General features: G+C 71.1%; 18 protein-coding genes. 5 read left to right on the top strand and 13 right to left on the bottom strand.

Annotation, left to right across the window (positions count from 1 at the left end):
• Positions 1–4: 4 nt before the first annotated feature.
• The 11 genes from IT355_10145 to IT355_10095 are packed head-to-tail and all read right to left on the bottom strand — an operon-like array spanning position 5 to position 17,127.
• Entirely contained in the window at positions 5–6,286 is a 6,282-nt protein-coding gene (locus IT355_10145) for an amino acid adenylation domain-containing protein (GenBank protein MCC7053620.1), read from the bottom strand.
• Positions 6,287–6,305: 19 nt separating this feature from the next.
• Entirely contained in the window at positions 6,306–7,139 is an 834-nt protein-coding gene (locus tag IT355_10140; protein MCC7053619.1) for a WecB/TagA/CpsF family glycosyltransferase, read from the bottom strand.
• 9 nt (positions 7,140–7,148) lie between these two features.
• A complete protein-coding gene (locus IT355_10135) occupies positions 7,149–7,697 on the bottom strand; it encodes a hypothetical protein (GenBank protein MCC7053618.1) in 549 nt (182 codons plus the stop codon).
• Positions 7,694–8,878, bottom strand: a complete 1,185-nt coding sequence (locus tag IT355_10130; protein MCC7053617.1) for a glycosyltransferase — start codon at positions 8,876–8,878, stop codon at positions 7,694–7,696. Before IT355_10130 ends, IT355_10135 begins: the two co-directional genes overlap by 4 nt.
• A 2-nt stretch (positions 8,879–8,880) precedes the next feature.
• Positions 8,881–10,518: an O-antigen ligase family protein gene (locus IT355_10125; protein MCC7053616.1), complete on the bottom strand. Its 1,638-nt coding sequence runs from the start codon at positions 10,516–10,518 to the stop codon at positions 8,881–8,883.
• Between the two features lie 26 nt (positions 10,519–10,544).
• Complete coding sequence (locus tag IT355_10120) at positions 10,545–12,074, bottom strand: hypothetical protein (GenBank protein ID MCC7053615.1); 1,530 nt, start codon at positions 12,072–12,074, stop codon at positions 10,545–10,547.
• A 23-nt stretch (positions 12,075–12,097) separates the two neighbouring features.
• Positions 12,098–12,271 (bottom strand): hypothetical protein, encoded by a 174-nt coding sequence (locus IT355_10115; GenBank protein MCC7053614.1) that lies wholly within the window; start codon positions 12,269–12,271, stop codon positions 12,098–12,100.
• 18 nt (positions 12,272–12,289) lie between these two features.
• A complete protein-coding gene (locus tag IT355_10110; protein ID MCC7053613.1) occupies positions 12,290–12,922 on the bottom strand; it encodes a polysaccharide biosynthesis/export family protein in 633 nt (210 codons plus the stop codon).
• Between the two features lie 43 nt (positions 12,923–12,965).
• On the bottom strand, positions 12,966–14,129 hold the full coding sequence (locus tag IT355_10105) for a hypothetical protein (GenBank protein MCC7053612.1): 1,164 nt from the start codon (positions 14,127–14,129) through the stop codon (positions 12,966–12,968).
• Positions 14,126–15,901, bottom strand: coding sequence for a sugar transferase (locus tag IT355_10100; protein MCC7053611.1), 1,776 nt, complete (start codon positions 15,899–15,901; stop codon positions 14,126–14,128). Before IT355_10100 ends, IT355_10105 begins: the two co-directional genes overlap by 4 nt.
• Positions 15,898–17,127 (bottom strand): NDP-sugar synthase, encoded by a 1,230-nt coding sequence (locus IT355_10095; protein ID MCC7053610.1) that lies wholly within the window; start codon positions 17,125–17,127, stop codon positions 15,898–15,900. Before IT355_10095 ends, IT355_10100 begins: the two co-directional genes overlap by 4 nt.
• Positions 17,128–17,865: 738 nt before the next feature.
• On the opposite strand from IT355_10095, the gene IT355_10090 reads away from it, so the two are divergent.
• From IT355_10090 to IT355_10075, 4 genes are all read left to right on the top strand, one after another.
• On the top strand, positions 17,866–18,276 hold the full coding sequence (locus tag IT355_10090; GenBank protein ID MCC7053609.1) for a hypothetical protein: 411 nt from the start codon (positions 17,866–17,868) through the stop codon (positions 18,274–18,276).
• A 71-nt stretch (positions 18,277–18,347) separates the two neighbouring features.
• Complete coding sequence (locus IT355_10085; GenBank protein ID MCC7053608.1) at positions 18,348–18,890, top strand: acyltransferase; 543 nt, start codon at positions 18,348–18,350, stop codon at positions 18,888–18,890.
• Positions 18,891–18,900: 10 nt separating this feature from the next.
• Positions 18,901–19,992, top strand: a complete 1,092-nt coding sequence (locus IT355_10080; GenBank protein MCC7053607.1) for an acyltransferase — start codon at positions 18,901–18,903, stop codon at positions 19,990–19,992.
• A 24-nt stretch (positions 19,993–20,016) separates the two neighbouring features.
• The gene (locus IT355_10075) at positions 20,017–22,476 is read left to right on the top strand and encodes a hypothetical protein (GenBank protein ID MCC7053606.1); all 2,460 of its coding nucleotides are present in this window, start codon (positions 20,017–20,019) and stop codon (positions 22,474–22,476) included.
• Between the two features lie 12 nt (positions 22,477–22,488).
• Here the strand turns inward: IT355_10075 and IT355_10070 are convergent, their stop codons facing one another.
• Entirely contained in the window at positions 22,489–23,070 is a 582-nt protein-coding gene (locus IT355_10070) for a hypothetical protein (protein MCC7053605.1), read from the bottom strand.
• A 39-nt stretch (positions 23,071–23,109) separates the two neighbouring features.
• Positions 23,110–23,937 (bottom strand): FkbM family methyltransferase, encoded by an 828-nt coding sequence (locus IT355_10065; GenBank protein MCC7053604.1) that lies wholly within the window; start codon positions 23,935–23,937, stop codon positions 23,110–23,112.
• A gap of 348 nt (positions 23,938–24,285) precedes the next feature.
• Here IT355_10065 and IT355_10060 point away from each other — a divergent pair, with 348 nt between their 5' ends.
• A complete protein-coding gene (locus tag IT355_10060; protein MCC7053603.1) occupies positions 24,286–25,563 on the top strand; it encodes a glycosyltransferase in 1,278 nt (425 codons plus the stop codon).
• Positions 25,564–25,568 lie beyond the last annotated feature (5 nt).

Here is a 25,568-nt window from a genome sequence, read left to right as displayed (position 1 = left end):
GCGGTCAGTCGCCGATGCCGCGGGCCAGCTCCCGGATCCGTGAGAGCACGCCACCGACGGGGGCAGGTGCGTCGGCAGGCGTGGGTGCGTCGCGATCGAGTTCGGCGGCCACCTGCCCGAGCGTGCCGACGAGGAGCGAACGCGGATTGAGCACCCGCCCCGTGGCCCTGCGCACCTGCTCGATCACACGGAAGCAGAGCAGCGACGTGCCACCCAGGTGAAAGAAGTTGTCACCGACCGCGACCTGCTCCAGCTCGAGCACGGCGCGCCACTGCGACGCGAGCAGCACCTCGGTGGCGGTACGTGGGGCGCCCGACGCATGATCCGTCGCCGATGGTGCGAACGGTGAGCCGAGCGCGTCACGGATCACCCGTCCGTCGACGCGGCGCGGGATCGCCGCGACCTCGGCGAACCGGTGCGGGATGCAGCGGCGCGGGAGTCGCGCACGAACCGCAGCCCGGAGCTCGGTCTCGGTGACGTGCCTGCCCGGCACCGGGACGACGTACCCCACGAGGCGTCGGTTGCCGCGGGCATCACGGTGGACCGCCACCGCCGCGTCGGCCACGGCGGCATGGCCCGCGATCGCTCGCTCGACGGCTGCGGCGCGGACTTGCACACCCTCCATCCAGATCCAGTCGGCGTCAGCCGCGAGCAGATGCACGCGGCCACCCGCCGTGTGGCGGGCGCGCCACGAGGGCTGCGCCTCTGCCGCGCCGCCGGTGCCCTGCAGCACACCAGGGACGCCACGTGGCACCGCGACGCCCGAGCCATCGACCACACGGAACGCGCCGCCGAGCCCATGCTCGACGACGCTGGTGTCATCGCCGGGCAGGATCCGGCCCATCGCAGAGCCGTCGGCGAGGAGGGTCCATGCGCTGCTCGCTCGCGAGGCCAGCGTACGCAACTGCGCCGCATCCGCTGGGCCACCGGAAACGAGCAGCGCGGCGAAGCGGTCGGGCGCCTGCCAGGTCGTCTCGAGCAGTCCCCGCCAGGTGTCTTCCGTCGCGAACATCACCGTCGCCGCCACCTCAGCGAGTTCGTCACCCAGGTCGAGCGGTTCCTCGCGTGCGTCGTCCGACGCGAACACGAGGGCACCACCGTGCACCAGCGGCAGGAACACCTCGACCGTCGCGAGTGGTGCTGCTGCCGGCAGCATCGCGAGCACGACGTCGTCGCGCTGCAGCCCCATCACCTCACCTGCAGCCGCCACTGCCAGTGCCAGGTCGTGCTGGGTGCGGCGTGCCGGGTAGGCCGTGCCGTCGTCGTCCGGCGCACCGGAGATCACCGAGGCGCACGCCGATCGATCATCGGGCTCGCCCGGCGTCGCATCGGCATGCAGCAGCGTCTCTGCACGCAGGACCGCGACACCCGCTCCGGCGCTCCGCTCTCCCTCGGCGATACAGGCGACCGCATCACTGCGCTGCATGGCCGCTGCACTGCTCTCCGACGCGTCGTCGCCGTCGAGGCACAACACCGGGCATCCGGCCCACAGCGCGCCGATGAGCAGGGCGCTGCGATCGATACCCCGCGAGACCGCGATCGCCACGGCACGGCCCGGTCCGTACCCGCGGTGTGCGAGGTGGCTGGCCACCCGCTGCGCCCTCGCGACGAGCTCACCGTACGTGCAGAACTCCCGCCCATCGCGCACTGCCACACGCGCCGGATCCTGGCTGGCCCACCAGCGGATCGCCGCGACGACGGATCGCGCTGCCGGCGCGGGCACCGCAGGCACGCTGGCTTCGCCGGACTGTGCCGGCGATGAGAGGTCGAAGCTGAGGATCGTGGCATCGGGGGCCGCGATGATGCCGCGCAGCAACGCCTGCAGTTGTGCCAGGAACAGGTCGGCGCTGGCCGGCTCGAAGAGCTCCGTGCTGTAGTTCAGCACCGCGATGAGCTTCTCCCGGGATTCCATCATCCACAGCATCATGTCGTTCATCGCGAAGTGCTGCGGGACATGGTACTGCTCGAGCCCCAGCGTGCCCATCCGCACCGGCCGTTCCCGGGCATCCTGCATGGAGAACAGCACCCGCAGCGGCGGCACGCGCGTGTCGAGCCGCTCGAACGGCAACTCCTGGTTGCTGAACGCATCGAGCGTGACGTCACGCACCGCTGCCAGCACGTCCGTGAACCGCTGTGCCGGGTCGAGCTGCGTGCGGAGCAGCACCGTGTTGACAAAGGGTCCGATCACCGGCTCGAGCTCCGGCCGGGTGCGCGCCCGCACCGGCGAACCGACCAGCAGGTCGCGCTGGCCCGAGTAGCGATGCAGCAGCACGTTGTACGCCGCGAACACCACCATGAAGAGAGTGGCATCGTGCCGCCGCGCCAGCGCACGAAGCTGTTCCGCCTCGCCGGCGGTGAACGCCAGGGTGGCCTGTGCGCCGCCGTGTGATGACACGGCCGGTCGTGCATGGTCGGTCGCCAGTGCCAGCTCGTGCAGCTCACCACCGAGCCGGCTTCGCCACCACGCAGCCTGCCGCGCCGCCTCCGCCCCGTCCATCCAGCCCGACTGCCACGCGGCAAAGTCTCCGTAGGTCACCGGCAGCGGTGCCAGCGCCGTGGCGCGCCCCGCCTCGTCGGCGGCGTACAACCCGGCAAGGTCCTGCAGGAAAAGGTCGAAACTCCACCCATCCCAGATCATGCCGTGCTGCAGCGTGTAGAGCATGTGCGACGACGGCCCGAGGCGGAGGACGACGGCGCGGAAGAGCGGGTCCGTTCCCACGTCGAACGGCGCGTGCTGCTGCTCGTGGAAGAAGGCCTGCAGCGCGGCGTCCTGCGTCGCTGCGTCGAGGTGCGACAGGTCGCGGATGCCGAGCACGAGGCGACCCGTCGCGGCGACCACCTGCCGGCGCTCACCGTTCACCAGCCGGAAGCTGGTGCGCAACACCGCGTGGCGCTGCGCCAGCGCGGAGAGCGCGCGCTGCAGCCGGTCCAGGTCGAGTGCACCGGTGAGTATCCAGGCCGCGCTGTGCGCGTGCGCCGCGCGCTGACCCGGCTGCAACTCCTCCAGCATCCAGAGCCGCTCCTGGAGCACCGAGAGCGGCGCATCCTGCGCGCCCGCGCGATGCGGGATCGCGTCGTGTGCAGGCGACGACGCCGTGTCGCCGGTGGCCTGCACCGCGTCGACCGTGGCGGCGAATGCCTCCACGGTCGGTGACTCGAACACCTGCCGGAAGGGCACCAGCACGCCGTGGTCGCGGCGGAGGCGTGACAACACCTGCGAGGCGAGGAGCGAATGCCCCCCCAGTGCGAAGAAGTCGTCGTGCACGCTCACACGGTCGAGCCCGAGCGCATCCGCCCAGAGCGACGCGACGATGGCCTCCGACGCCGTGCGCGGCTCGACGAAGGCGCGCTCGTGCCCCACGTCCGCCGCGGCGTCGGGCGCCGGCAGGGACTTGCGGTCCACCTTGCCGCTCGGCGTGAGCGGCAGTGACGGCAGGGTGATGAAGAGGTTCGGGATCATGTACTCGGGGAGCGCCGCGCGCACGTGTGCGCGAAGGCCGTCGGCGACCACCTGCTCCGCCGCCGCGACGACGTAGGCGACGAGGCGCACGTCACCCTCGCGATCCTCACGTGCCACGACCACCGCCGACTCCACGCCGGGCCACTGGGCAATCACGCTCTCGATCTCGCCGGGTTCGATCCGGAACCCGCGCACCTTCACCTGGTTGTCGTTGCGCCCGAGGCACTCCAGTTCCCCGGTGGCGAGCAGTCGCACCAGGTCGCCCGTCCGGTAGCGGCAGCGACCCGGTGTCTCCGGCATCGCGATGAAGCGCTCACGCGTCAGGTCGGGGCGGTTGAGGTACCCCCTGCTCACCCCCTCCCCCGCGATGAGCAACTCGCCCGGCACGCCGACGGGCACCTGGTGCCCCCGTGCGTCGAGGATGCGCACCTGCGTGTTCGCAACCGGCCGGCCGATCAGCACGCGGTCCACCGGCGCCGTGATCCTCGCGAACGTCGACCAGACGGTGGTCTCGGTGGGACCGTAGCCGTTCCACACTTCCCGGGCACAGCCGGTGAGCACCTGCGCGAGGTCGCGCGGCATCGCCTCGCCGGTGCAGATCAGCCGCAGCGACCCGCTCCCCCGCCACCCGTCGGCCAGGAGCAGTCGGTAGGTGGCCGGTGTGGCGTCGATCACCGTCACGCCGCTGGCCTCGATGAGCTGCAGCAGTGCGCTCCCGTCGGTGGCTGTCTCGCGGGACGCAAGCACGATCCGCGCCCCGACCGTGAGCGGCAGCAGCACCTCGGACACCGCGATGTCGAACGACAGGGTGGTGATCGCCAGCATCACGTCGCTGGCGCTGAGCCCCGGTTCGCGCCGCACACTGGCGAGCAGGTTGACCACTGCACGATGCGGAACGAGCACTCCCTTCGGCCGGCCGGTCGACCCGGAGGTGTAGATCACATAGGCCGTGTCATCGGGGCCAGCATCGGACGGCGACGGCTCGAGCGGCGTCGCGGGACGCGCTGCGATCGCATCGGCATCGGCGTCGATCCGCACGACGACGGGTGCCAGGCGGTGCAGGTCGCCGGCGAGGTGTGTCTCGGTCACGAGTGCCGACAGGGCCGCGTCGGTCGCCATGAACTGCAGGCGGTCGGACGGATAGTTCGGGTCGAGTGGCACATAGCCCGCGCCGCACTTGAGGATCGCCAGCAGTCCCACGAGCAGGTCGGGCGACCGGTCCAGGCAGAGGCCGACGAGCCTGTCGCGACCGGCACCGGCGGCGCGCAGGTGATGGGCGAGGCGGTTCGCGCGCCGGTCGAGTTCCGCATACGAGAGCGACTGCCCCTCGAACGTCACGGCGACGGCTGCCGGGGTCTGCATGACCTGCGCCTCGACCAGCCGGTGCACCAGCCGGACCGGGGGCAGCGCCATGGCGGTGTCGTTGCAGCGATCGAGGATCGCCGCATCCGATGCCGTGAGCACCGGCAGGTCGCCGGTCGGAGACGACGGCGCCGCAGCCGCACCGCGCAGCAGCACCTCGTAGCTTTCCAGCCACCGCCGGATCGTCGTGGCGTCGAACAGCGCCGTGTTGTACTGGCACTCCAGCGCAATGCCGCCGTCGGTCTCGATGGCGTTCAGGAACAGCTCGAAGTTCTCGAACGCGCGCGGCACGGTGCGCAGGTCGGCCTCGAGCCCGTCGAAGGGCATCGCGGACGGTGGGAGCGAGCGGTCGAGGTTGAAGATGACCGACACCAGTGGCGACCGGCTCGGATCGCGCGGGATGGGCAGCCGTGCAAGGAGGCTGCCGAAACCCATCGCCTGGTGCTCGAAGGCGTCGAGCGTGGTGCTGCGCACCTCGGCGAGCATCCGGTCGAAAGGTCGCGCCGGGTCGGCAGCGATGCGGATCGGCAGCATGTTGACGCAGTGCCCGACGAGCCCGGGTTTCGCCATGGCCGACTGACCTGCCGCCGGCACGCCGATCACGATGTCGTCCTGCCCGCTGAACCGGTGCACGAGCGTTGCGAACGCAGTGAGGAGCGTGACGAACACGCTGCTGCCGGCCCTCGCACCGGCCGCACGCACCGCACCCGCGACCTCGGCGGGGATCAGGCGATCCTCGCGACCGGCTCCGAAGGTGCGCATGGCAGGATGCACGCGATCGGCCGGGAGGTCGAGCACCGGGAGCGTTCCGCTGAACCGCGCCAGCCAGTACGCCTCGTCCTCGCGGCGCGCGCCGGACACCGCGGCGGCCGCGGCGTCGCGGGCATGCGCGCTGAACGCTTCGGCCGCTGGTAGGCACGCGGGCGCGCCGGACCGCTGCGCGTTGTAGAGCGCCGCCAGGTCCGAGGCGAGCACGCCGAACGACCAGCCGTCGCAGACGATGTGGTGTGCCGCGATCACCAGCTCGACGTCGACATCGGAGAGGCGCACCACGACGAAGCGCGCGAGTGGCCCGAGCTCGAGGTCGAACTCCTCCGTCACCACGTTCTTCAGCAGCGCTACGCGCCGCTCATGCCGGATCGCGGAGTCCAGGGTGGACAGGTCCAGCACCGTGACGACATCCCGTCGCGCCTCGCCCACGAGCATCGTCAGGCCATCGCGGCTGAACGTGGACCGCAGCGCCTCGTGGCGCGCCACCAGCGCGCCGACCGCTGCGCACAGCGCATCCACCTGCACCGCGCCCCGCAGGCGGAGCGTCGCGGCCTCGTTGAAGGCCAGCGACCCCTCGCGCCCCATCTGGCACGCCGTCCACACCTCGCGCTGCGGTTCGGTGGACGGCACGCCCAGCGTGATGGCGGGTCCGGCGAACGGATCGAAGTCGGCGGTGGTGTCAGCGGAGATCAACGCAGGTGGGGTCTGTCGGTCATGGTCGTACGCGCTCCGCCTCCACGATCGCGGGGAGTTCCACCCCGCGGCGGGCCACCGTGCGCACACGCTGCGCCTTCAGGAGTCGCGCCGTCCGGAAGAGGATCCCGATGAACCGTGGTCCACGGATGAGGTATCGCTTCCACAGACGACGAGGATCCTGTGCCAGTCGATACGCCCACTCGAACCCCGCGTTCGACACCCAGGCGGGTGCACGGCTGACATGGCCGGAGATGAAGTCCAGGCTGGCGCCGCACCCGATCGCGACCGCCGGCCGGATCTGGTCCAGCGAGCGCGCGATCCAGAGTTCCTGCTTCGGGGCGCCCAGGGCGACGAACACGAGGTCCGGTCGGGCCGCACGGACCCGCTCCACCACCGCGGCGTCATCCGGCCCATCCCCGTTCATCGACACGAACGCGGGATCGACCCCCACGATCCGCACCCCGAACTCGGTGTGCAGCCGCTCGGCCGCGAGCTCCGCGGCCCCCGGCACCCCCGGCATGCCGCCAAGGAAGTAGACGCCCCAGTCCTGTGCCGCGGCGAGCTGGATGATCGGCACCAGCATGTCGGAGCCGGAGAGCTTCTCGGGAATCTTCCGGCCGAGCAGTCGCGACGTCCACACCAGCGGCATGCCGTCCGCGAACGAGAGGCTGGCACGGCGATAGGCGCGACGCAGCCCGGCATGCTGGTCGGCCATCACGACATGGTCCACGTTCGGCGTGAAGATCGCCCCGCCCTGCCGCCGGTTCACCAGGTCGCGCACGGCCAGCAGCGCCTCGTCGAAACCCAGCGCATCCACCCAGAGGCGGCCGAACCGTACCCGATGACGCACGGACCCGCCTTAGTGAGCCGATACGGTGATGGCACCGAGGAACGAACCACGACCCACGACGGCCATGGTCCGGCGAGCATCTTCGAGGCTGGTCTCGCCAAGCGGTACGACCAGGACGGCGACATCACACCCGCGGATGATCGGCACCGCGCTGTTGTCCTCGAGCGGCGAGGCGACGGCGACGATCGTCCGCTGCTCGAGGGTGCCCCGGGAGCGGAGGTCGTTGACGATGCCCTGCACGCGTGCCGGCGCGACGCGCTCCGCCTCGATGAGGCCGAGGGACGGCTCATCATAGGCGCGGCCGGCATTCGCCAGTGCGCGCGAGACGGCGAGCACCGACACACCGGCGTGGGCCGGCACCAGCACCATCGAGTACCAGCGGTGCTGCGCGAATGCGAACCAGACCGGGGGCCAGTCTTCCGGCCCGGCAACGATGTCCGGGCGCGCGATGAGACGGATGCCATCGATCTCCTCCGGCCACTCGTCCTCCCGGAACGGCGACGAATGGACCTCGGCAGATTCCTGCGGCTGTTTCTTCTTCATGTCGATTCCGATCATATCTCGTCCGAACGCGTGGTGCGCACCCATTCGCCGGAGCGACGGGTGGGCTTGAGGAGCAAGGTGAGCTTCCAGACGGCGAAGACCGGTGCCCACAGCAGGTCGAGCACGGCCCGCGGGCCGGTTCCGGACAACACCGCACCGCGGACCACGTAGGCGGCGAGGGCCGCCGTGGCCAGCATCCAGGGAATGACGGCCATCCCCCCTGCCGCGCCACGGGACAGCGCGACGAGCGCCGCCAGCAGGCCGGCACCGGTGATCGCGCCGAGGGTCGTCAGCGGGGGGACCAGCAGGTCGGCGGCCAGGTCCAGCGGCACGCGACCGGCCTCACGCGCAGCGGCGACCAGCCTCGGCACATGTTCCCGGATCAGCGCCAGCCGGCCCCCTTCCCAGCGCTCGCGTTGCGACCGGGAGGCGGCTGCCGACGCGGGCATGTCCCCGCGCACCTCCGCCTCCGGCACGTGGACGACCCGGGTGCCGGCCAGTCCGAGTGCGATGCCGTACTCCACGTCCTCGACGATCGAGAACGCGCGCGGCGGCACCCGCTGGAGGAGCGCGGCGGTGAATCCCATTCCGTTGCCACGCAGCCCGCACGACAGGCCGAGGCGTTCGCGGCCGAGCGAGCGGACAGTGTGGAACATCGTGAGCGCGATGACCATCAGCCGCGTGCGCCACGACGCGTTGGCATTGCGCACGCCGTACTCGGCCTGCACCGCCTCGGCACCCGCCACGAATCGCGCACTGAAGGCGGTGAGCAGGTTCGGCGAGACGCTCGTGTCGGCGTCCACCACGACCACGGCAGAGGCCTGGCCGTGGGCGGCGGACGCGGCATACGCATGGGCCAGGGCATAGCCCTTGCCCCGCTCCGTCGCGTGGCGGCGCTCGAGCACGGTGGCTCCCGCCGCGCGGGCCCGCTCAGCCGTGTCGTCGGTGCAGTTGTCGGCGATGACCAGGATGCGGAACCGTTCCGCCGGGTACGACAGTGCCCGCAGGCTCGCGACCGTGGCGGCGATCCCGGCCGCCTCGTTGTGCGCCGGCACGATCACGTCGAAGACGGTCGACTCGTCCGGCGCCGGCGGCGTCCCGCGCGCGGAGAGCAGCGTGAGGCAGGCGAGGTACCCCGTCGCGAGCAGCACCGGCAGCGCCAGCAGCAGCAGGATGACGTCGGCAGCGGTCGGCACGGTCACTCCTGGCCCGGCGTGAACGCCACGTGGGCCTGCGCCTGGACACGCGACTCCGGGCGCCGCACGCCGACGAAGCGCAGTTTCGCCGGCATGGCCCCCGTGCTCACCGCCAGCTTGGCCGCGGTCGCGAGCGCGATGCCGAGGACGAGCGTGGAGTTGAGGTGCTGCGTGCCAAGGTCACCCCAGGCCTGGATCATGTACGTGATCACCATCGACACCGCGATCGCCGCCGCCGCGCGATCGGCCGGCGCGCGGGCGAAGATGTACGCCCGGCGCGCGAGGAAGATGCCGAGGCAGAGCGGCATCCAGAGCAGAGAGAACCCGACCAGTCCGCCGACGGTCCAGAGCCAGAGCACGCTGTTGTGCGCCTGGTACTTGTACTGCGGGAACGCCTCCGAGATGTCGTCGCCCCGCACCGCCTCGATGTACTCGTGCCCCCACCCGTTGCCCAGCAGCTTCACGCGCTTGAGGGTGACGAGGAGGTTGTAGTTCTCGACGTCACGGGTGGAGCTGGACCGGTCGTCCTGCCTGATGACCGACGTCACCAGCTTGGCGGGCTTGAAGATGCGGCTGTTGCCCGCCTGCCCGACCACCACGTACGCCACCACCAGCGGTGAGGCATAGAGCATCACGCGCAGCAGCATCTTCTTCATCGGGCCACGCAGCATGATGAACACCACGAACAGGCTCGCCCCGAGGCTCACGAACGCCAGCCGCCGGTTGTTGAGCACGATGCCGAGCAGCACCCACGTCCCGATCGTGCCCAGGAGCACGAGGTTCTTCGTGCCCGGGGCATGGAGGTAGCGTGCCACCAGCGCCACGATCGTCACCGTGAACAGGATCGAGTCGTAATGGCTGGTGATCGTGGCGGGCTCGAAGTGGCCCGGGCGCGCGACGGTGAAGTAGAACCAGACCACGAACACCAGCTTGATGCAGACGGCCGTGATGAGGAGGTTGATCGCGCGGTTGAAGTCGCGGATGTCCCGGAAGGCATACGCGAAGAGCATCGTGACGGTGGGCAGCCAGAAGAGCTGCCGGAACTGCCAGAGCGACTGGCGGAAGTCGCCACCGCGCAGGCCCACGCCCCACACCTCCAGCCACACGGCGCCGAGCAGCACCCCGCCCATCACGAGATGCAGCGCCGTCGTCGCCGGCTGGCGGTCGAGCCGGTCGACCCGGATCCGGAAGGCCACCCGCACCAGCACCAGCAGCAGTGACAGGATGTAGAGCAGGTCGACGGCCGAGAAGCGCAGCGCCTCGATCGGCAGCACCTTGTTCAGGTTCTCGAACAGGACCGCGTACAACGGGTACAGCGGCGGCGCCCACGACACGGCGTTGAAGAGCTCCGTGGAGACACCGATGATCTCGACGCCGCCACTGGCCTTGATCGGCACGGCGATCGGCAGGGAGTCGGCCAGGCTGGCGAGGAAGAGCAGCACGAGCAGCGGCACCCGCAGCGGCAGCGCCGTGAACAGGTACACCACCGCCACGATGATCAGCGGGGTGGCCGCGAGGATCGGGTTGCCCGAGGTCAGCAGCAGCAGCACCAGCGACAGCACGACCGACGCGATGAACGCGATGAGCCAGGGCCCGGCGAGTGGTGCCGCCGGGCGTTCGGATGCCGAAGGTGCAGCCATCGGCACCGGGCCCACCGTCGGTGCACTCACCGTCGCTGCACTTCAGCCAGCACGGGCAGGCCGAGCTGCCGGTCCACCTGCCACGGCTCGATCACGCGTCCGCTGCCGAAGTCGAGCATCACCACGGTGAACAGCGTCGCCAGCACTGAGAGGATGATCCCGCCGATCACCAGCAGGGGGACACGCGGCTTCTCGGCTTCCTTCGGGATGCGGGCCGGCGTGATGATGCTGTAGCGGTACTTGAACGCGGCGCGCGCCGTCTCGAGCTCGATCTTCGCCCCCACGAGGCGGTCCATCATCACCTCGTAGTCGTTGGTCGCGATCTTCAGGCGCGACCTCGCGAGGGAGACCTCCGGGGCCTCCTGCGAATCCGCGACCGGGCGCGTGTAGCGTTCGAGTGCCACGCGCGAGTACGACGGATCCGCCGCGGCACCAGCGACACGGGAGGCGTTGCTGCCGAGCTTCTGCAGCAGCGAGGCTTCCTTCGCCTTCAGCTCGGCGAGCTGCGTCGACGGTTGCTCCAGGGCACGGATGTTCTCCTCCGCGGCGGCCACGTCGGGGTGCGCGGAGCCGTAGCTCCCCCGCAGTTCCGCCAGCCGCGCCTGTGCCGCCGCGAGCCGCTGCGACCGCGAGGTGGCGATGTCGGTGATGGTCTGCTGCGTCGTGCGGAGCTCGGACTGCAGGGTGACGACGGCCGCCGACAGCGGCGCCGGTCCCGACGCCACCGGCGCGGGTGCCGCGACCGTGGCCGCCGCGCGACTCGACAGCGCGGCATTGATCTGCCCCAGCGCCTCCTGGATCGACTTCTGCGACGACGCCACGTGTCCCTCGATGATCCCGATCGATTCCCCGATCAGCGAGATCTCGGAGGCGTGACGCTGCTCGAAGAAGTTCTGCTGGGCCGTCTGGACGATGCGGAAGCCCAGCGCCGGGTCCGCCCAGTCGATGCCGATCAGGACCGTGCCATCCTCGGCCTCCACCCAGAGGCGCTTCTCCACCAGGCCGAGCATCGCCTCGAGGCGGTCGGATTCCGTGAGCGGGCCGCGCACCACCTCCATCACGGCATCCTTGACCTTGCCGAGCGGCGACCGGAGCTGGTCCCAGTTGTCCATCAGCTTCGTCTGCCGGATGATCTCCAGCAGGTTGGAACGCTTCATCACCGCCTCGGCGGCGAGGCGCGTCGGCGAGTCGGCCTCGGTCGGCAGTGCGCGCTCCGGGTTGCTCAGCCCCGGCATCACGAAGTTCTTTTCGGCGAAGAACCGTGTCTTGATGATGTAGTGGCGCGGCGTCACCGCGATCGCGAGCGCCACCATCGCGAGCAGCCCGCCCAGCAGCAGCGTGCCGAGCTTCCGGTGCCGCATGAAGGCGCGGAACGGGAAGCCGGCGGCCACGCGAAGGTTCGCGAGCACGAACACCGGCCCGTCATCCTGGTAGATCGGCGGCCGGTAGTCACCAAGCCCACCGGAGCCCGGACGCTGGATCGCGTACGAGTTCCCGGTGCGCGGCGCCGGTGTCGGGTCGCCGTCAGGGGTGTTGGAACGGGCGGGCAGGTTCATCGGGTCACTCTTCGGTACGACAGTCAGGAGGGAAGGCGCGGCAGCACGTAGATGATCGAGAACAGGTAGACCGCGTTGAAGGCCGCCATCCAGAGCAGTGTGCGGCGCAGGCCGCGTCGTGCCGAGCGATCCGAGGCGGTCCGCATCGGGATGATGACGGTGGCCAGCAGGATCGAGAGGAGGAGGAACTTCTGCATCGGCCCGGCGGGCGGCGGCTACTCGACCACGACGATGTCACCCTGCTGCAGCCGGAATCGGCTCGCCGGGCCCATCTCGGTCAGGGACGCGAACGTGAAACGGATCCGGACCGCCGTCGGCACCTTGCGGAGCACGAAGATCCGGTCCTTGTGTGCGAACTCGGTCAGGCCGCCGGCACCGGCCAGCGCCTCGGCGACGCCACTCCCGGGTTCCACGGCGTAGTTCCCCGCGCGCGAGACGGCACCGAGCACGGTGACCTTCACCGGCAGCACGTCCTCCACCACCACGTTCACGCGGGGGTTGAGCACGAAGTTGCCGTCCTTCAGGGCCTTCTGGACGTCGGCCGCCACCTGCGCCGGCGTCTTCCCGGCCACGAGGACGTCACTGACCAGCGGCAGCGAGAGCTTGCCGTCGCTGCGCACACGCCCCCGCCCGGAGATCTTGTCGTTGTCGAACACCTGCACGGCCAGCAGGTCGCCGACACCAACGACGTACTGGGCATCGGCGGCGCTGGGATCGCGGGCGACGTAGTCGTTCGCCCACACGAACGGGGCGCCGGACGGCGGTGCACAGGCGGCGAGCAGCGCGGCGGCCGCGCCGAGCGTGGCGCGGCGGCAGCGCCGGAGGACGGAAGCGGGCAGGGTCAGCATGGGAGAAAGTGTCGGGTGGAGGGCCGTGGCATCGCAGCGATCGTCAGCGGGACCCGAGCGTGTAGCCGAGCGCGAGATTCGCGGCCAGCCCCGAGGCAACGGCGATGTCCTTCCGCTGGCGATACGATGCGCTGGCGCCTGCGGTCACGCCGGACCGCAGCACGCGACGCAGGCCAGCCGTCACGGAACTGGACCGGAAGGTGGTGCCGGCGCCGGCCGACGGCGCGCTGCTCGCGAGCGCCGCCGCCACGGTCACGAAGTTCCCGCGACGGGCCTGGAAGTCGTAGGTGAGCGTCGCCACGTCGTTGGTGAGGAGCTGGCCGATCCCGAAGGCCTGCGAGACGCCGCGCGACACCCCGGCAGCGAGGATGCCGCGGCCTACCGAGTCGCTGAGCTGCGCGGCGCCCGTCGCAATCACGCGCGCGGCCGCGCCGGTCGAGATCCGGGTCGCGCCGGCCACGAACTTCGCCTGTGCCTGGCCGAGGGACGGCTCCCACCCGGCGGACAGCCCCTGCGCGGCGAGCGGGATTCCCTGCGACGCCCCGTCCTGCACCTCGGTCAGCAGACTGATCGCGCTGCGACGGCCGTACAGGTGCCGGAGCTGTCCCTTGCCGGTGAGCGCGTTCCCTGGTCGCAGGGCTGGCGTGTCGAACGTGGTGCTGCTGTAGCCGAATTCCACCGAGCCGGTGGTGGTCGACGAGATCCGGCGCTCGATGCCGGTGGCCGCCGAGAAGGTCGTCTGGTTGGAGAGCGCGAGCAGCGGAAGCCCGGCCAGGCCGACCACGTCGGTCGAGAGTCGCTTCTGGTACCCGACACCGGCGAATCCCGTGACCACGGCGGAGAAACGGCGGTTCCCGTCCAGCCCGAGGTCGTACGTGAAGGCGTTGAAGTCCTTCAGGTCGCGGTACCGCACAAGGGCCCCGGCCGCGCGGACGGCCACGCGGCCGCGCGGCCGGATGTGCAGCACGCTCAGGGCGCTCCGCCCCTGGCTGATGTAGTCCGCGTCGGCGGTGCTCAGATACCGCACGTTGCTGTCCCACCCCTGCTCCACCGTGTTCACCAGCAGCCACTCGCTGCGCTTCGCGCTCGTCGACATCGCCGACGGCGTGGTGCTGCGCTGCGCGGCGCCGATCGAGGGCACCGCCGTGGCCACGGCCAGCAGCGCGAGTGCACCCCGCGCCGTCCGCACAGGAGTGACCCGCGTCATCGTGCCGCCGAGCCGCTGAGGCTGTCCGCGGGGGACCGGAAACGCGTCGGCTCCGGCACCGGATACCGGCGCCCGCGCACCGGCTTCCGCTTTCCGAGCATGAGCCGCAGCGGCACCGGCTTGCGGCCTCCGAGGGTGAGCAGCGTCGCGCCGAGGATCATCATGTCCAGGCGGAACGACACGTTGCGCACGTAGAGCAGGTCGTAGTGGATCCACTGGTGGAAGTCGCCAGTCGCGCGGTCCTTCCGGCACACCTGCCAGAGGCCGGTGATGCCCGGACGCACCGACAGCCGGCCGTTGCGCCACGGCACGCAGATCTGGTTCTCCCGGAACGGCGACGGCCGCGGCCCGACGAGGCTCATCTCGCCCCGCACCACGTTCCAGAGCTGGGGCAGCTCGTCGACATTCAGGCGCCGCAGCCAGTAGCCGGCCCGCGTCACGCGGGGGTCGTGGTCCATCTTGAACTGCGGGCCGTCCATCTGCTGCTGCTCGGCCAGCGCGCGCTGCATCATGTCGGCGTTGGTGAGCATGCTGCGGAACTTCCAGCAGGTGAACGGTCGCGCGTCCTTGCCCTCGCGCGAGTCGCCGTAGAACACCGGACCGCGCGACGTGAGCTTCACCATCAGCGCCATCAGCAGCAGCAACGGCGACAGCGCGACGAGGGCGAGCAGTGCCAGGACCGGTTCCACCGCGGCCTTGGCGGCCACGTACGTCGGCACGGTGCGTCGCGACCCCTCCGGCACCGCGACGAGGTGCGGGGCGTGGTTGCGCCGCTGGCCGCTGCGCGCGGCCGCGTGACGCGAGTCACCGCTCACCACGCGGTGGCGCACCGTCGTGCCGGCCGTCACGCTCGCGCCGGGCAGCACGAGGCACTGCGCCACGACGGCGTTCGCCGCGATCCGCGCCCCGGTGCCGATGCACGACGGCCCGACGATGAGCGCCCCCGCCTCGATCTCCACGTCCTCACCCAGCACCACCGGCCCCACGAGGCGGGCCTCGGGATGGACCAGCGCACTGGCGGCGCGCCGCGATCCTGCGCTGGTCGCCGGGCGGCCGCGGGCCGCATCGCGCTGCGGCGCGAGTGCACCCACGCGCCGCTCGCTCAGGGCCAATGCACCCGCTTCGTCGGCCAGGTCGAAGCAGTCGCCGTGGAACGGCACGTCCTGGTTCGGGATGCCGCTCGACGAGAGTTGCATCCGGAGGTCCTCGAGCGACGACAGCGTCAGCGGCAGCGCCACCTGCGCGCACGCCACCGGGACCATCGAGGCCAGCACGCCCGACGGGAACGGCCAGGTCACCGGCTCGAAGTAGCGCTGGATGCGCCGCACGCGGCCGTCGTCGTCGGCCTGCACCAGCTCCTTCGTGTGCAGCGTCGGCGCCTCGAACGCCACCAGGTGGCGCACCATGCGCGCGTCGTTCACCACCGCGCCCGAGAGCGGCCGGAGGTCGATGCCGTCGGCCGGGTAGCAGAGCGGCGACACGAAGAGGAACGAGTCCGAGGGCGCGAACCGGTCGATGGTCGCCGCGAAGCGCGACACACTCGTGATCGCGTCGACGTCGGGACACGCCTCGCGGATGCGCCGCGCGTACTCGTCGTCGGGCTCGAAGGCCGCGAGCACGATCGGCCGGTGCGCCGTCACCCGCTGCACGCTCGCCAGCATCTCGCGCAGGAGCACGTCCTCGGCCACCGGGAGCAGCAGCAGCGAACTGCCGTTCGCATCGGGACCGACGTATGGCGGGTGCAGGTCGAGGAGGACCGGGACGATGCTCATGGCGCGGACGCCCGGTCGCGGTCGGCCGCGACCGTGCCGCCGAAGCCGCGACGCAGGCGCTCCGTGCTCGTGTCGACATCGGGCAGCAACTCAGTCGCCGGCGCGCGCATCGCGCCGCCGGGCTCGACGTGCCCGAACTGCTCGGGAAGCTGCGTCGCACTCTTCACGCGTTCTCCCGAGAGCACGTGGCAGCGGTCGGCGAGCACCGACGAATCGACGATCGACTCCTCACCCACCACGCAATCGTCCCAGATGAACGAGCGCGAGACCAGCGCACCGGCGCCGATGATGGAGCGCTGCCCGATCGAGGCCGGGCCGACGATCACCGCGTGCTGCTCCACGCGCGCCCCGGCGGCCAGCAGCACCGGGCCCACCAGCCGCGCCGTCGGGTGCACCACCGCCGTCGGGTGGTGCAGCCCGTCGCCGACGCGGTCGTAGTGCGCCAGGAAGGACGGCCGCTCGATCGCACGCGAGACCAGCCAGCGGCTCACGGCCGCATAACTCGAGTAGTCCAGCACCTTCGCCGAGAGGCCGCGCACCTCGTGCATCGCGGCGTTGGCCCCCGAGGCACTGAGACGGCCGAGGAGGCCCTCCTTGATGTCCTGGTAGCCGTGCTCCGCCACCGACAGCAGGGCGCTGCGCTCGAAGACGTAGATGCCGGCCGGCTGCCGACGGATCCCGCTCGCCATGCCACGCCGCCGCCGGTCGAACTCCACCACGACGGTGGCCGCGGCGCCCGAGGCGCGGTGTGCCGCCAGCATCGCGTCGAAGTCGAGGGTCGGCACGATCGTGCCCTCGATCACCACGAACCGCTCCGCCTCGGTCATCAGCGCCGCGTCGCGGGCGCAGCCGGCGGGGCCGCGGGGCTCCGAGTCCTCGAAATACCCCAGGCGCAGCGTCTCGCCACTGGTCTCACCCAGCACCGATTTCAGCGACCGGGTAGCGCTGTTGGCGCAGAGGATCGCCGACCGGATGCCCGCATCCCGCAGCCACTGGAGCGGGTATTCGATGAGGGGGGTATGGGCGACCGGCAGGAGCGGACCGCGGAGCACCCGCTCGAAGACGCCGTCGCCCCAGTGATGGGAGCCGGCGAGCACGATTCCGGCGATGCCTGCCGCACTCGCGTCCGCGCGCGCGGGAAGGGTCGCAGGCGCGTCGGTGCGCGCGGGCCCCCCTTCCTGCGTGGCAACGAACGGATCGAGCGGCATGAACGGCAACGTCGGCACCTGTGGAGCGAGAGAGCGAGCAAGGCGCGTTGTGTTGTCGCAGCCGCGAACCTGCATCGGTTCCGCGCGCATGCGGAATGCTGCGACAGCACGGCACGTACCCGTGTGTCGAACAGGGACTGCTTCGCCGTATGGTTCGTAACGGCACCCTGCTCTGCCAACCGGCGTCTGCGCCGGTGGCGGACAACAGTTGTGGCAGATTTCTAACCACCGCATGATACTCGATTCCGTCCCGGAATGGACTCACTGTCGAGTTCGCTTCCGGCCCCGTTCGCCACGGCACCGCCCCCGTTCCTGCCCCGCCTGTCAGCCCCTGGCGAGCCCTCGGACGGTCGCGTGCGCCGGTGGCCTCCCGGGCCGCCGCCGCCCGGAATTCTTGGCCACATCCGTTTCCGGGGCTAAGATTCGCGGCGCTGGGGGCAGACGCCCCGCGCGGTGTCACTGGTCGGCCACCTTCGGGCGAGCCTCCGCAGAGCGCACCGGCGAGCTGGTGACGGAAGGTGCCTTTTCCGCGGCAATACCCTAGGTTCAGCGAATGCTCGTGACCGCTTCACCTGCCCCGACCAGACGGACTCTGCCGCAACACCCTGTTGCGAGCGCGCCACCGTGCCGCGTGGCCCGCGGGACGGTGCGCCTGTGACGCCGTCCCGGCCCGTCGGCCCCCTCGGTCGAGTGCGCGCCGCCTGGCACCTTCGCCACTGCACTGCCGTCGGTCGGGGGGTGCAGGTTTTCGGACGCTTGTGGATCCACGGCGACGGCCACGTGATTCTGGGCAACCGCGTGATCCTCGATGCCAGCGCGGCTCCGATCGAGCTCTTTCCGTGGGCTGGCGCCGAGATCGTGATCGGCGACGACTGCGTCCTGGAAGGCGGGACGTCGATCGAGGCGACCCGTTCCATCCGCATCGGCTCCGGGGCGCGGATCGGGAGCTTTGCGCGCATCATGGACAGCCATTTCCACGCGCTGGTGGGTGACCGGCACGTCCGCCCCGAACCGCAACCGGTGGTGCTCGAGGACGACGTCCAGCTCGGCCCCCGCTGCGTCGTGCTCGCCGGCTCGCGGATCGCCTGCGGTGCCCGGATCACCGCCGCGACGGTGGTCCGGCGGCCGTCCCGCCGGCAGGCACCGGCCACCACGCGCACGCCATGACCAGCGCCGATCCCGAGGTGCCGGCGCTCACCGGTGGGCTCGTGGCCCACGAAGCCCTCGGCATCCTCCGCATGCTGGTCGTCAACCCGCGCGCCGCCGTGGGCCGTTTCAAGCGCTACCTCGGCGTGCTCCGGGCCCGCCACGTGCTGCGTGGCTGCCGGTGCGGTGCGCTCGTGGTCGCGCTCGGCGACATCGACGTGCGCGCCGAGGGTGAGATCCGCGTCGGCGACCGGGTGCAGCTCGCGGCCGGCATGTTCGCGACCTCGCTGCACTGCGGGCCGGGCGCCACCCTCGACATCGGTGCGCTCACGTTCCTCAGCTACGGTGTCTCGATCCGTGCGAAGCATCACGTGCAGGTCGGCCGCCGCTGCCAGATTGCCTCGATGGTGCTCATTCGTGACGAGAACGAGTTGAGCGCGGGGCCGGTCCGCATCGGCGACGATGTCTGGCTCGCATACGGCGTGATCGTCGAACCCGGTGTCACCATCGGTGAGGGGAGCGTGGTCTCGGCGGGCAGCGTGGTGCGCGATGACGTGCCGCCATTCTCGCTCGCGCAGGGAAACCCCGCCACCTGGGTGCCGCTGCGCGACCGGCGCACCGGCGACGCCTCGTGACGTCGCCGGTGTGACGGCAGGCGGCACGGCGGGTCTCCCACCCGCCCCCTCGCACGGCGGGCGCCGGCTGGCGTTCCCGGACGCGCTGCGAGGCCTCGCGGCCCTGTGGGTGGTGCTCTTTCACTTCGGCGCGGGTCGGCAGCTGTCGCAACTCCAGGCCGCGCTGCCCGACGCCCTCGACCGTGCGATCTTCGGCGCCGGACATTTCGGCGTGCCGATCTTCTTCGTGCTCAGCGGGTTCGTCATCGCACTCTCCATCGGTGACGATGCGGTGGATGCAGGATACGTGGGCCGGTTTGCCCTCCGGCGGGCGATCCGGCTCGACCTGCCCTACTGGGGGGCGATCGCGATCGGGGTGGCCGCGCTGGAGTTCAAGCGCGCCGTCACCGGTGCCGCCAACGTGCCGACGGTCACCGTCGGGCAGGTCGTCGCCCACATGTTCTACCTGCAGGAGTTCCTCGGCCTGCCGGGGATCAACCCCGTCTTCTGGACGCTCACGAACGAGGTCCAGTTCTACCTCCTCTTCTGCATCCTGCTCGGCCTTGCGCATACCCTGCGGCGCGCGCCGGAGGACCGTCGGTCGCAGCATGCGCTGTTCGCCCTCGCCGCGGTGGCGGCGGTCGCCTGGCCGCTCGTGCGATGGCTGCACGTCCGCGGCCTGGCGATGGCCAACTGGCACGGCTTCCTGCTCGGGGCCTTCGTGGCCTGGTCGCTCAGTGGCACGATGCGCACGCGCTGGTTCGCGGCGTTCGCGGCAGCCATGACCGGTGTCTGGGTCCTGACCGGTGACAGCTTCACGCTCGTGTGCGTCCTCACGGCGACGGGCATGCTGCTCGTCGGCCGTGCCGGCCACCTTGGCGACTGGTGCGACACCGCGCCGCTGCAGTTTCTCGGCAGGGTGTCGTACAGCCTGTACCTGCTCCACGTGCCCGTGAGTGGCGCAGCGTTTCACGTCCTGCGGCCGTTGCTCGCCGGCACGGCGGCGCGTGAGCTCCTCGCCATGGTGCTGGTGCTGGCCGTCAACCTAGCCGTGGCGCAGCTCTTCTGGTGGGGCGTCGAACGACCCAGCACCGCCCTCGCCCGGCGCCTGCGCAAGCGCTGAGCGGCCATCCCGAGTCCACGCCCGATGTCCCTTCCCGCCCCACGCCTGCAGCCGTCCCCCGAGTGGCGCTCCCCCATCCGCGCGCTCGCCATGCTCCCCATCCTTGGCGCGACCCTGGCGGGCTGTCGCGGCAGCGAGCGGCCGGGGAGCGGCTTTGCCGACGCATATATCCGCTGCGTGGCCGATCGCACGCGGCAGTCGGTGAGCTGCTCCAGCGGGACGGCGGCGGCAAAGCCGGTGGAGGATGCCACCGGCACCGCGATCGTGCTGACCGCGCAGCATGGCGACGTGGAGCTGCGCACCGATGACGTGCGCTTCGTGGCGGATGACGTGTCGTTCGCGGCGGCGATACGGAACCTCGCCGGACAGCCGATCGGCACCCGGGACGGACGCACCCCAGACCCGCGCGGCATCGTCCTGCGGGTGGTGGAGGCCATCGCCGACCTGGACTCGCTGGCCGGCACGGCCGCGCCAGCCACGGAGCCGGTGCGCCCGTCGCAGCCGGCATGGGCGGTGGCCACGATGCTCGACAGCGGGGAGACCACGGCCCCCGCGCGCCTCTCCGTGCGGATCCCGGCCGGTGCCGGCACGGCAGTCTTCGGCATCACGGTGACCGCGCCGGTGAGGTACCCGCGCGGCTGGATGCGCGTGCAGCCGGTGCGCGTCGCTGAGCGTGGCACCGTGGAACTCGAAGCCGTGCAGTTCGACGCGATCGGCCGCCGCACCCTGCTGCAGCCAGACGTGCAGTGGACCCTGGCCGGGGGGGCCGAACGCGCCCGCCTCACGCCCTCCGGACAGCTCGAGGCGCGCCTGGCGGGGCTCGTGACGGTCGTGGCGACCTGCGAGGACCCCTGCGACGCGACGCCCGACACCGCGAACGTCGCGATTGCCGACGAGGACGGGGTCACGCTGAGCATCGACCCTCGCGCCGGCCACGCGATCTCGCGCTACATCTACGGCGCGAACTTCCTCACCGACGACGGCGCGGCGACCGCCGGCCTGCCGCCGTGGTACGGCGCCTCGGTGCCGCGCACGCTCACGCTCAACCGGCTCGGGGGGAATCGCTTCTCCGCCTACAACTGGCGCGCGAACGTGTCGAACGCGGGTGCCGACTACCGTCACCAGAACGACCGCTACCTCGATGCGTCGACACAGCCCGGCGAGGCCATCCGGCGGCGCGTCATGGAGGCGCAGGCGCGCGGTGCGGGCACGATCGTGACGATCCCGATGCTGCCGTTCGTCGCGAACGACGACGAGGGCGTGCCGCTCGACACCGCGGGGGCGACGCGCGCACAGCGGCTGGCCGCGCACTTCGTGCCGAACCGTCCGGCACCGCAGCCGGGCGATCCCGCCGGCACCATCCACCAGTCGGAGTTCGTGCGCTGGCTCGACTCCGCCGTCACCGTCCGCCACGACACGCTGCCGCTCTTCTGGTCACTGGATAACGAACCGGACATCTGGCACGCCACCCACCGCGAGATCATGAGCGACACGGCAGGCCGCCGCCGACTGCAGACGTACGATGGCTTCTCGGCCACCAGCATCGCGTTCGCCAGCGCGGTGAAGGCGGTGCTGCCGCGCGCGGTGATCTTCGGCCCGGCCACCGCGACCTACGCGGGCATCGCCACGCTTGGCCAGACCCCCGATCCGGATCCCGTCCACGGCAGCGCCTCGTTCCTCGAGGTCTACCTCGACCACTTCCGAAAGGCGGAGCAGCAGGGCGGCCGCCGGCTCCTGGACGTGCTCGACGTGCACTGGTACCCGGAGATGGCGACGGCGCGTGGCGGTGGTGTCTCGAACGAGTGGGTGACGCAGGACAGCGACCTCGTCGCGCTCCGTGTCCAGGCGACGCGGTCACTCTGGGATTCCACGTGGGACGAACGGAGCTGGGTGTCGGGCGTGACCAACGGTCCGGTGGCGCTCATCCCGCGGTTGCGGCGGATGATCGCCGGGCACTATCCGGGCACGGCGCTGTCGATCAGCGAGTACTTCTACGGCCGTGCGGGTGACATCGCGGGCGGCCTGGCGCAGGCGGACGCACTCGGGATCTTCGGCCGCGAGGGGGTGTTCGCCGCGACGTTCTGGCCGCAGGCGGCCCCCGGGGCATACGGCAACGACGGCGCCAGGGCGTATGCCTACGCGTTCGGTGCGTTCCGGCTGTTCACCGACTACGACGGGGCGGGCCATGGTTTCGGTCGCACGGGAGTCGGCGCGTGGTCGTCGGACGACGAACGGGCTTCCGTCTACGCCAGCCGGCGCGACGACGGACGGCTGGTGCTGGTGCTGATCAACCGCACGCTCTCCACGCTGCCGGCCACGATTCCCGTGGTGCACGGTGGACAGCCCGCCACGGCGCAGGTCTGGACCATGCGACACGGCGCCCCCGTGCCGGAGCGTGCTCCCGACCTCACCGTCCCACCGGGCACCGCCCTCGGATTCCGCATGCCGGCGATGTCGGCATCGACGCTGGTGCTCGACCCGTAGCGCGCCAGCGCGTCAGCCGGCGCCGGGCTCGATGCGCGCGCGGGTCCGGATCGTCGCCGACGCGATCTCCACGACACTGTTCGCCGGCACCGAGTTCATCACCACCGCGTTCGCCATGATCTTGGTGCCGCGCCCGATGGTGATCGGCCCGAGGAGTGCCGCCCCCGGTCCCACGTGCACGTCGTCCTCGAGCGTCGGGCCACCGACCTCACGCGTCACGGGATCGATGCTCACGCCGAGCGTCACGGACTGGAAGAGGATGCAGCCGCTGCCGACGCGGGCCTCGCGGCTCAGCACGAGCGCGGTACCATGCACGATCGCCACGCCGGGTGCGAGGTCCGCGCCCCAGTGGATCTCGGCCGCGTACAGGTGCCGGATGAGCCGCGAGATCACCATCGCGACCGGCACCAGCCCGATCGCCCTGAAGAACCGCATCCAGCGGTACGCGATCATCATCTGGAAGCCGATTCGGCGGACGGCATCCAGCACCAGGGACGAGCCGCCGCCCGCGCGATGGCCATACCGCTCATCGCCCCGCAGCAGCGCCGCGTGATCCGCGCGCACGCCGCGGACCAGGTCACCGAGTGCGCTCACCGCAGGCCTGCACGGGCCGCACGACGCGCGCGGCGGCGCTCACGCATTGCGTGCGTAGACCTCGAGGTACGGCGCGGACGTGGTCGAGATCAGGTCGCACATCGCCCGCACGTCCAGCCACGCGGCGCTCTTCAGGTCCTGCGCCGAGGAGAAGGCGTCCGCGGCGGCCTCGGAGCAGTAGTTGAAGCGCACGCCCGGCATGATCGACGCCAGCCGTTCCGCGATCTCGACCCCCTCGCCCCGGAAGTCGGGCAGGTTCAGCTCGAACGAGATGAACGGCACCGGGCGCGACAAGCCGCGCATCACCTCGAGCTCGAACCCTTCCACGTCGATCTTGATGTAGTGAGGCGTGCCGTACTTCGCGATCAGGCTGTCGAGCGTCACGACGGTGACCGGGTACTGGTCGGAGAGCGTCAGCACCGGCCGCGAGCTCCCGTCCGCCTGGCCCAGCGATTCCACCCACTTCGTGCTCAGCGTGTTGTAGGCCGAGCCGGCCTCGATCACGTTGAACATCAGCTCGCCCTCGGCCGCGCCGACGGCGCAGTCCACCACCGTGACGGCCGGTGTGCCGCGGAACTTCTTCCGGAGGATCTCGACGTTGGAGCGGTCAGGTTCCACGCAGATCACCTTCGGCACCAGCTGCACGAAGACTTCGCTCTTGAACCCGCGGTTCCCGCCGACGTCGAAGATCGTCGCGCCGGTCGGGATCGTCCCGAGGATGCGCCGGTAGAAGGCCACCTCGCTGGCACGGCCACGCACCTGTTCGGGCCGGAACACCGTGAGGAAGATCTCGTAAGCCGGCCCGTAGCGCAGCGCGTCGAAGATGCCGACGGAGGTCAGCAGTTTCTTGACGGTGGTCTTGACCATGTGCGCGAACTCGGGGACGCGGGAAACGGGTGTGTCGGCTGCGGGCGGCGCTGCCATCGGCCGGCTGCGCCGGCAGCCTGTCGAGCCCCAAGGATAAGGCCCACATGCGCCCGGGAGGAAGACGAGCGAGGTGGTCCGCAGGCCACAGCACCGCGCACCCGCCCGTCACGCCGCCGGGATATCCGGGGCCGCCGCCTTCTTTCACACTCCCGGTCGCCGTATCCTTCCAGCCGCCGTCTGCCGGCCCGTGACGGGCGAGCGCGGCGTGACCGACTGTGCCGCGCGGCAGTCGTCGACCGATGGATGCGCCAGCCGCATCCCGCGCCCGCAAGAGGAGACCGTGCCGTCGTGAAGCTGTTGTTCGTCTCGGTGGACTTCCCGATCCCGGCGGATCGGGGGCTGCGCATGCGCACCCTCACCCAGCTCCGCCTCCTGGCCGGGCTCGAGGGACTCGAGAGCATCACGCTCCTCTCGCTCCGCAACCTGGACGTCCCGCAGGCGGCGATCGACACGCTGCATGCCGAGCTGCCGTGCGTCCGCACCGAAGCCCCGGTGTTCCAGCCGATCCACATGCGCCGCCACCCGGAGACCCTGCCCCGGCTGCTGGCGCTGCGGTTCCTGCGCCGCGTGCCGTACATCGTCGGCAAGTGTGACAACGCCGCGATGCGCGCGTTGCTCGTGCGCCACCTGCGCACCGGCGACTACGACGTGGTCTACCTGGGCTCGCTCGGCATGGCCACCTACCTCGCGGATGTGCGCCGTCACGCCCCGCGCGCGCGCGTGGTGCTCGAGCAGCACAACGTGGAGTGGGAGATCTTCGATCGCCTGGCGGAGAGCTTCGGTGCGCGCATGCGCAGCGTGGTGCGCTGGGAGGCGCGCAGCGTGCGGGCATACGAGGCCCGCATCCTCCGGCGCATGGATGCCGTCATCGCCATTTCGCAGCTCGATGCGCAGGCCTTCCGCTCGCTGGCCGGCGTGGAGGCGATCGTCATCCCGCCGTTCATCGAGCCACGTGCCCCGCGCACGGAACGGGTCGACACACCGTCGCTCGTGTACGTGGGCGTGCTCGGATGGCAGCCGAACGTGCAGGGCCTCGACTGGTTCTGCCGCGAGGTGTGGCCGCTGGTGCGCGCGCAGGTGCCCGATGCCACGCTCGACATCGCCGGCGGGGGGCTGCCACGCGACGAGCACGGCGCGCCGGTGATGCCGCCGCACTGGCGGCTGCCGGGGATCCGCGCCCTCGGCTTCGTGGAGGACCTCGACACGGTGTACCGGACGACGATCGGCCTCGTGGCGCCGGTGATCGGCGGCAGCGGCGTCAGGATGAAGCTGCTCGAGGCGTTCAGTGCGGGCATGCCGACGGTCACGACGACCGATGGTGCGGCCGGGCTGCATGTCACCGACGGCACCGAGTTGCTGGTCGCGGACGCGCCGGCCGCCTTCGCCGAGCGCGTCGTGCGGCTGCTGCGCGACCGCGACCTGCGCGACCGGCTGCGGCGCAGCGGGCATGCGTACCTCACCGCCAACCACTCGGCGGTGGTCGGGCGCACCCGCCTCGCGGCCGCGCTCGGCCTCCCGGCACCATCGGCGGAGCACGTGGACCCGGCCGTGCCGGCCGGTCACTGACGCCG

This window comes from Gemmatimonadaceae bacterium (assembly GCA_020851035.1).
GTDB lineage: Bacteria > Gemmatimonadota > Gemmatimonadetes > Gemmatimonadales > Gemmatimonadaceae > JACMLX01.
This window is presented reverse-complemented; position numbering and strand designations above follow the sequence as displayed.

Coding starts and splice junctions, on each gene's coding strand:
- IT355_10085 (MCC7053608.1), top strand. CDS start 18,348: ATGCTGGTCGTCAACCCGCGCGCCGCCGTGGGCCGTTTCAAGCGCTAC.
- IT355_10110 (MCC7053613.1), bottom strand. CDS start 12,922: ATGCTGACCCTGCCCGCTTCCGTCCTCCGGCGCTGCCGCCGCGCCACG.
- IT355_10125 (MCC7053616.1), bottom strand. CDS start 10,518: ATGGCTGCACCTTCGGCATCCGAACGCCCGGCGGCACCACTCGCCGGG.
- IT355_10105 (MCC7053612.1), bottom strand. CDS start 14,129: ATGACGCGGGTCACTCCTGTGCGGACGGCGCGGGGTGCACTCGCGCTG.
- IT355_10115 (MCC7053614.1), bottom strand. CDS start 12,271: ATGCAGAAGTTCCTCCTCCTCTCGATCCTGCTGGCCACCGTCATCATC.
- IT355_10135 (MCC7053618.1), bottom strand. CDS start 7,697: ATGATCGGAATCGACATGAAGAAGAAACAGCCGCAGGAATCTGCCGAG.
- IT355_10065 (MCC7053604.1), bottom strand. CDS start 23,937: ATGGTCAAGACCACCGTCAAGAAACTGCTGACCTCCGTCGGCATCTTC.
- IT355_10120 (MCC7053615.1), bottom strand. CDS start 12,074: ATGAACCTGCCCGCCCGTTCCAACACCCCTGACGGCGACCCGACACCG.
- IT355_10075 (MCC7053606.1), top strand. CDS start 20,017: ATGTCCCTTCCCGCCCCACGCCTGCAGCCGTCCCCCGAGTGGCGCTCC.
- IT355_10100 (MCC7053611.1), bottom strand. CDS start 15,901: ATGAGCATCGTCCCGGTCCTCCTCGACCTGCACCCGCCATACGTCGGT.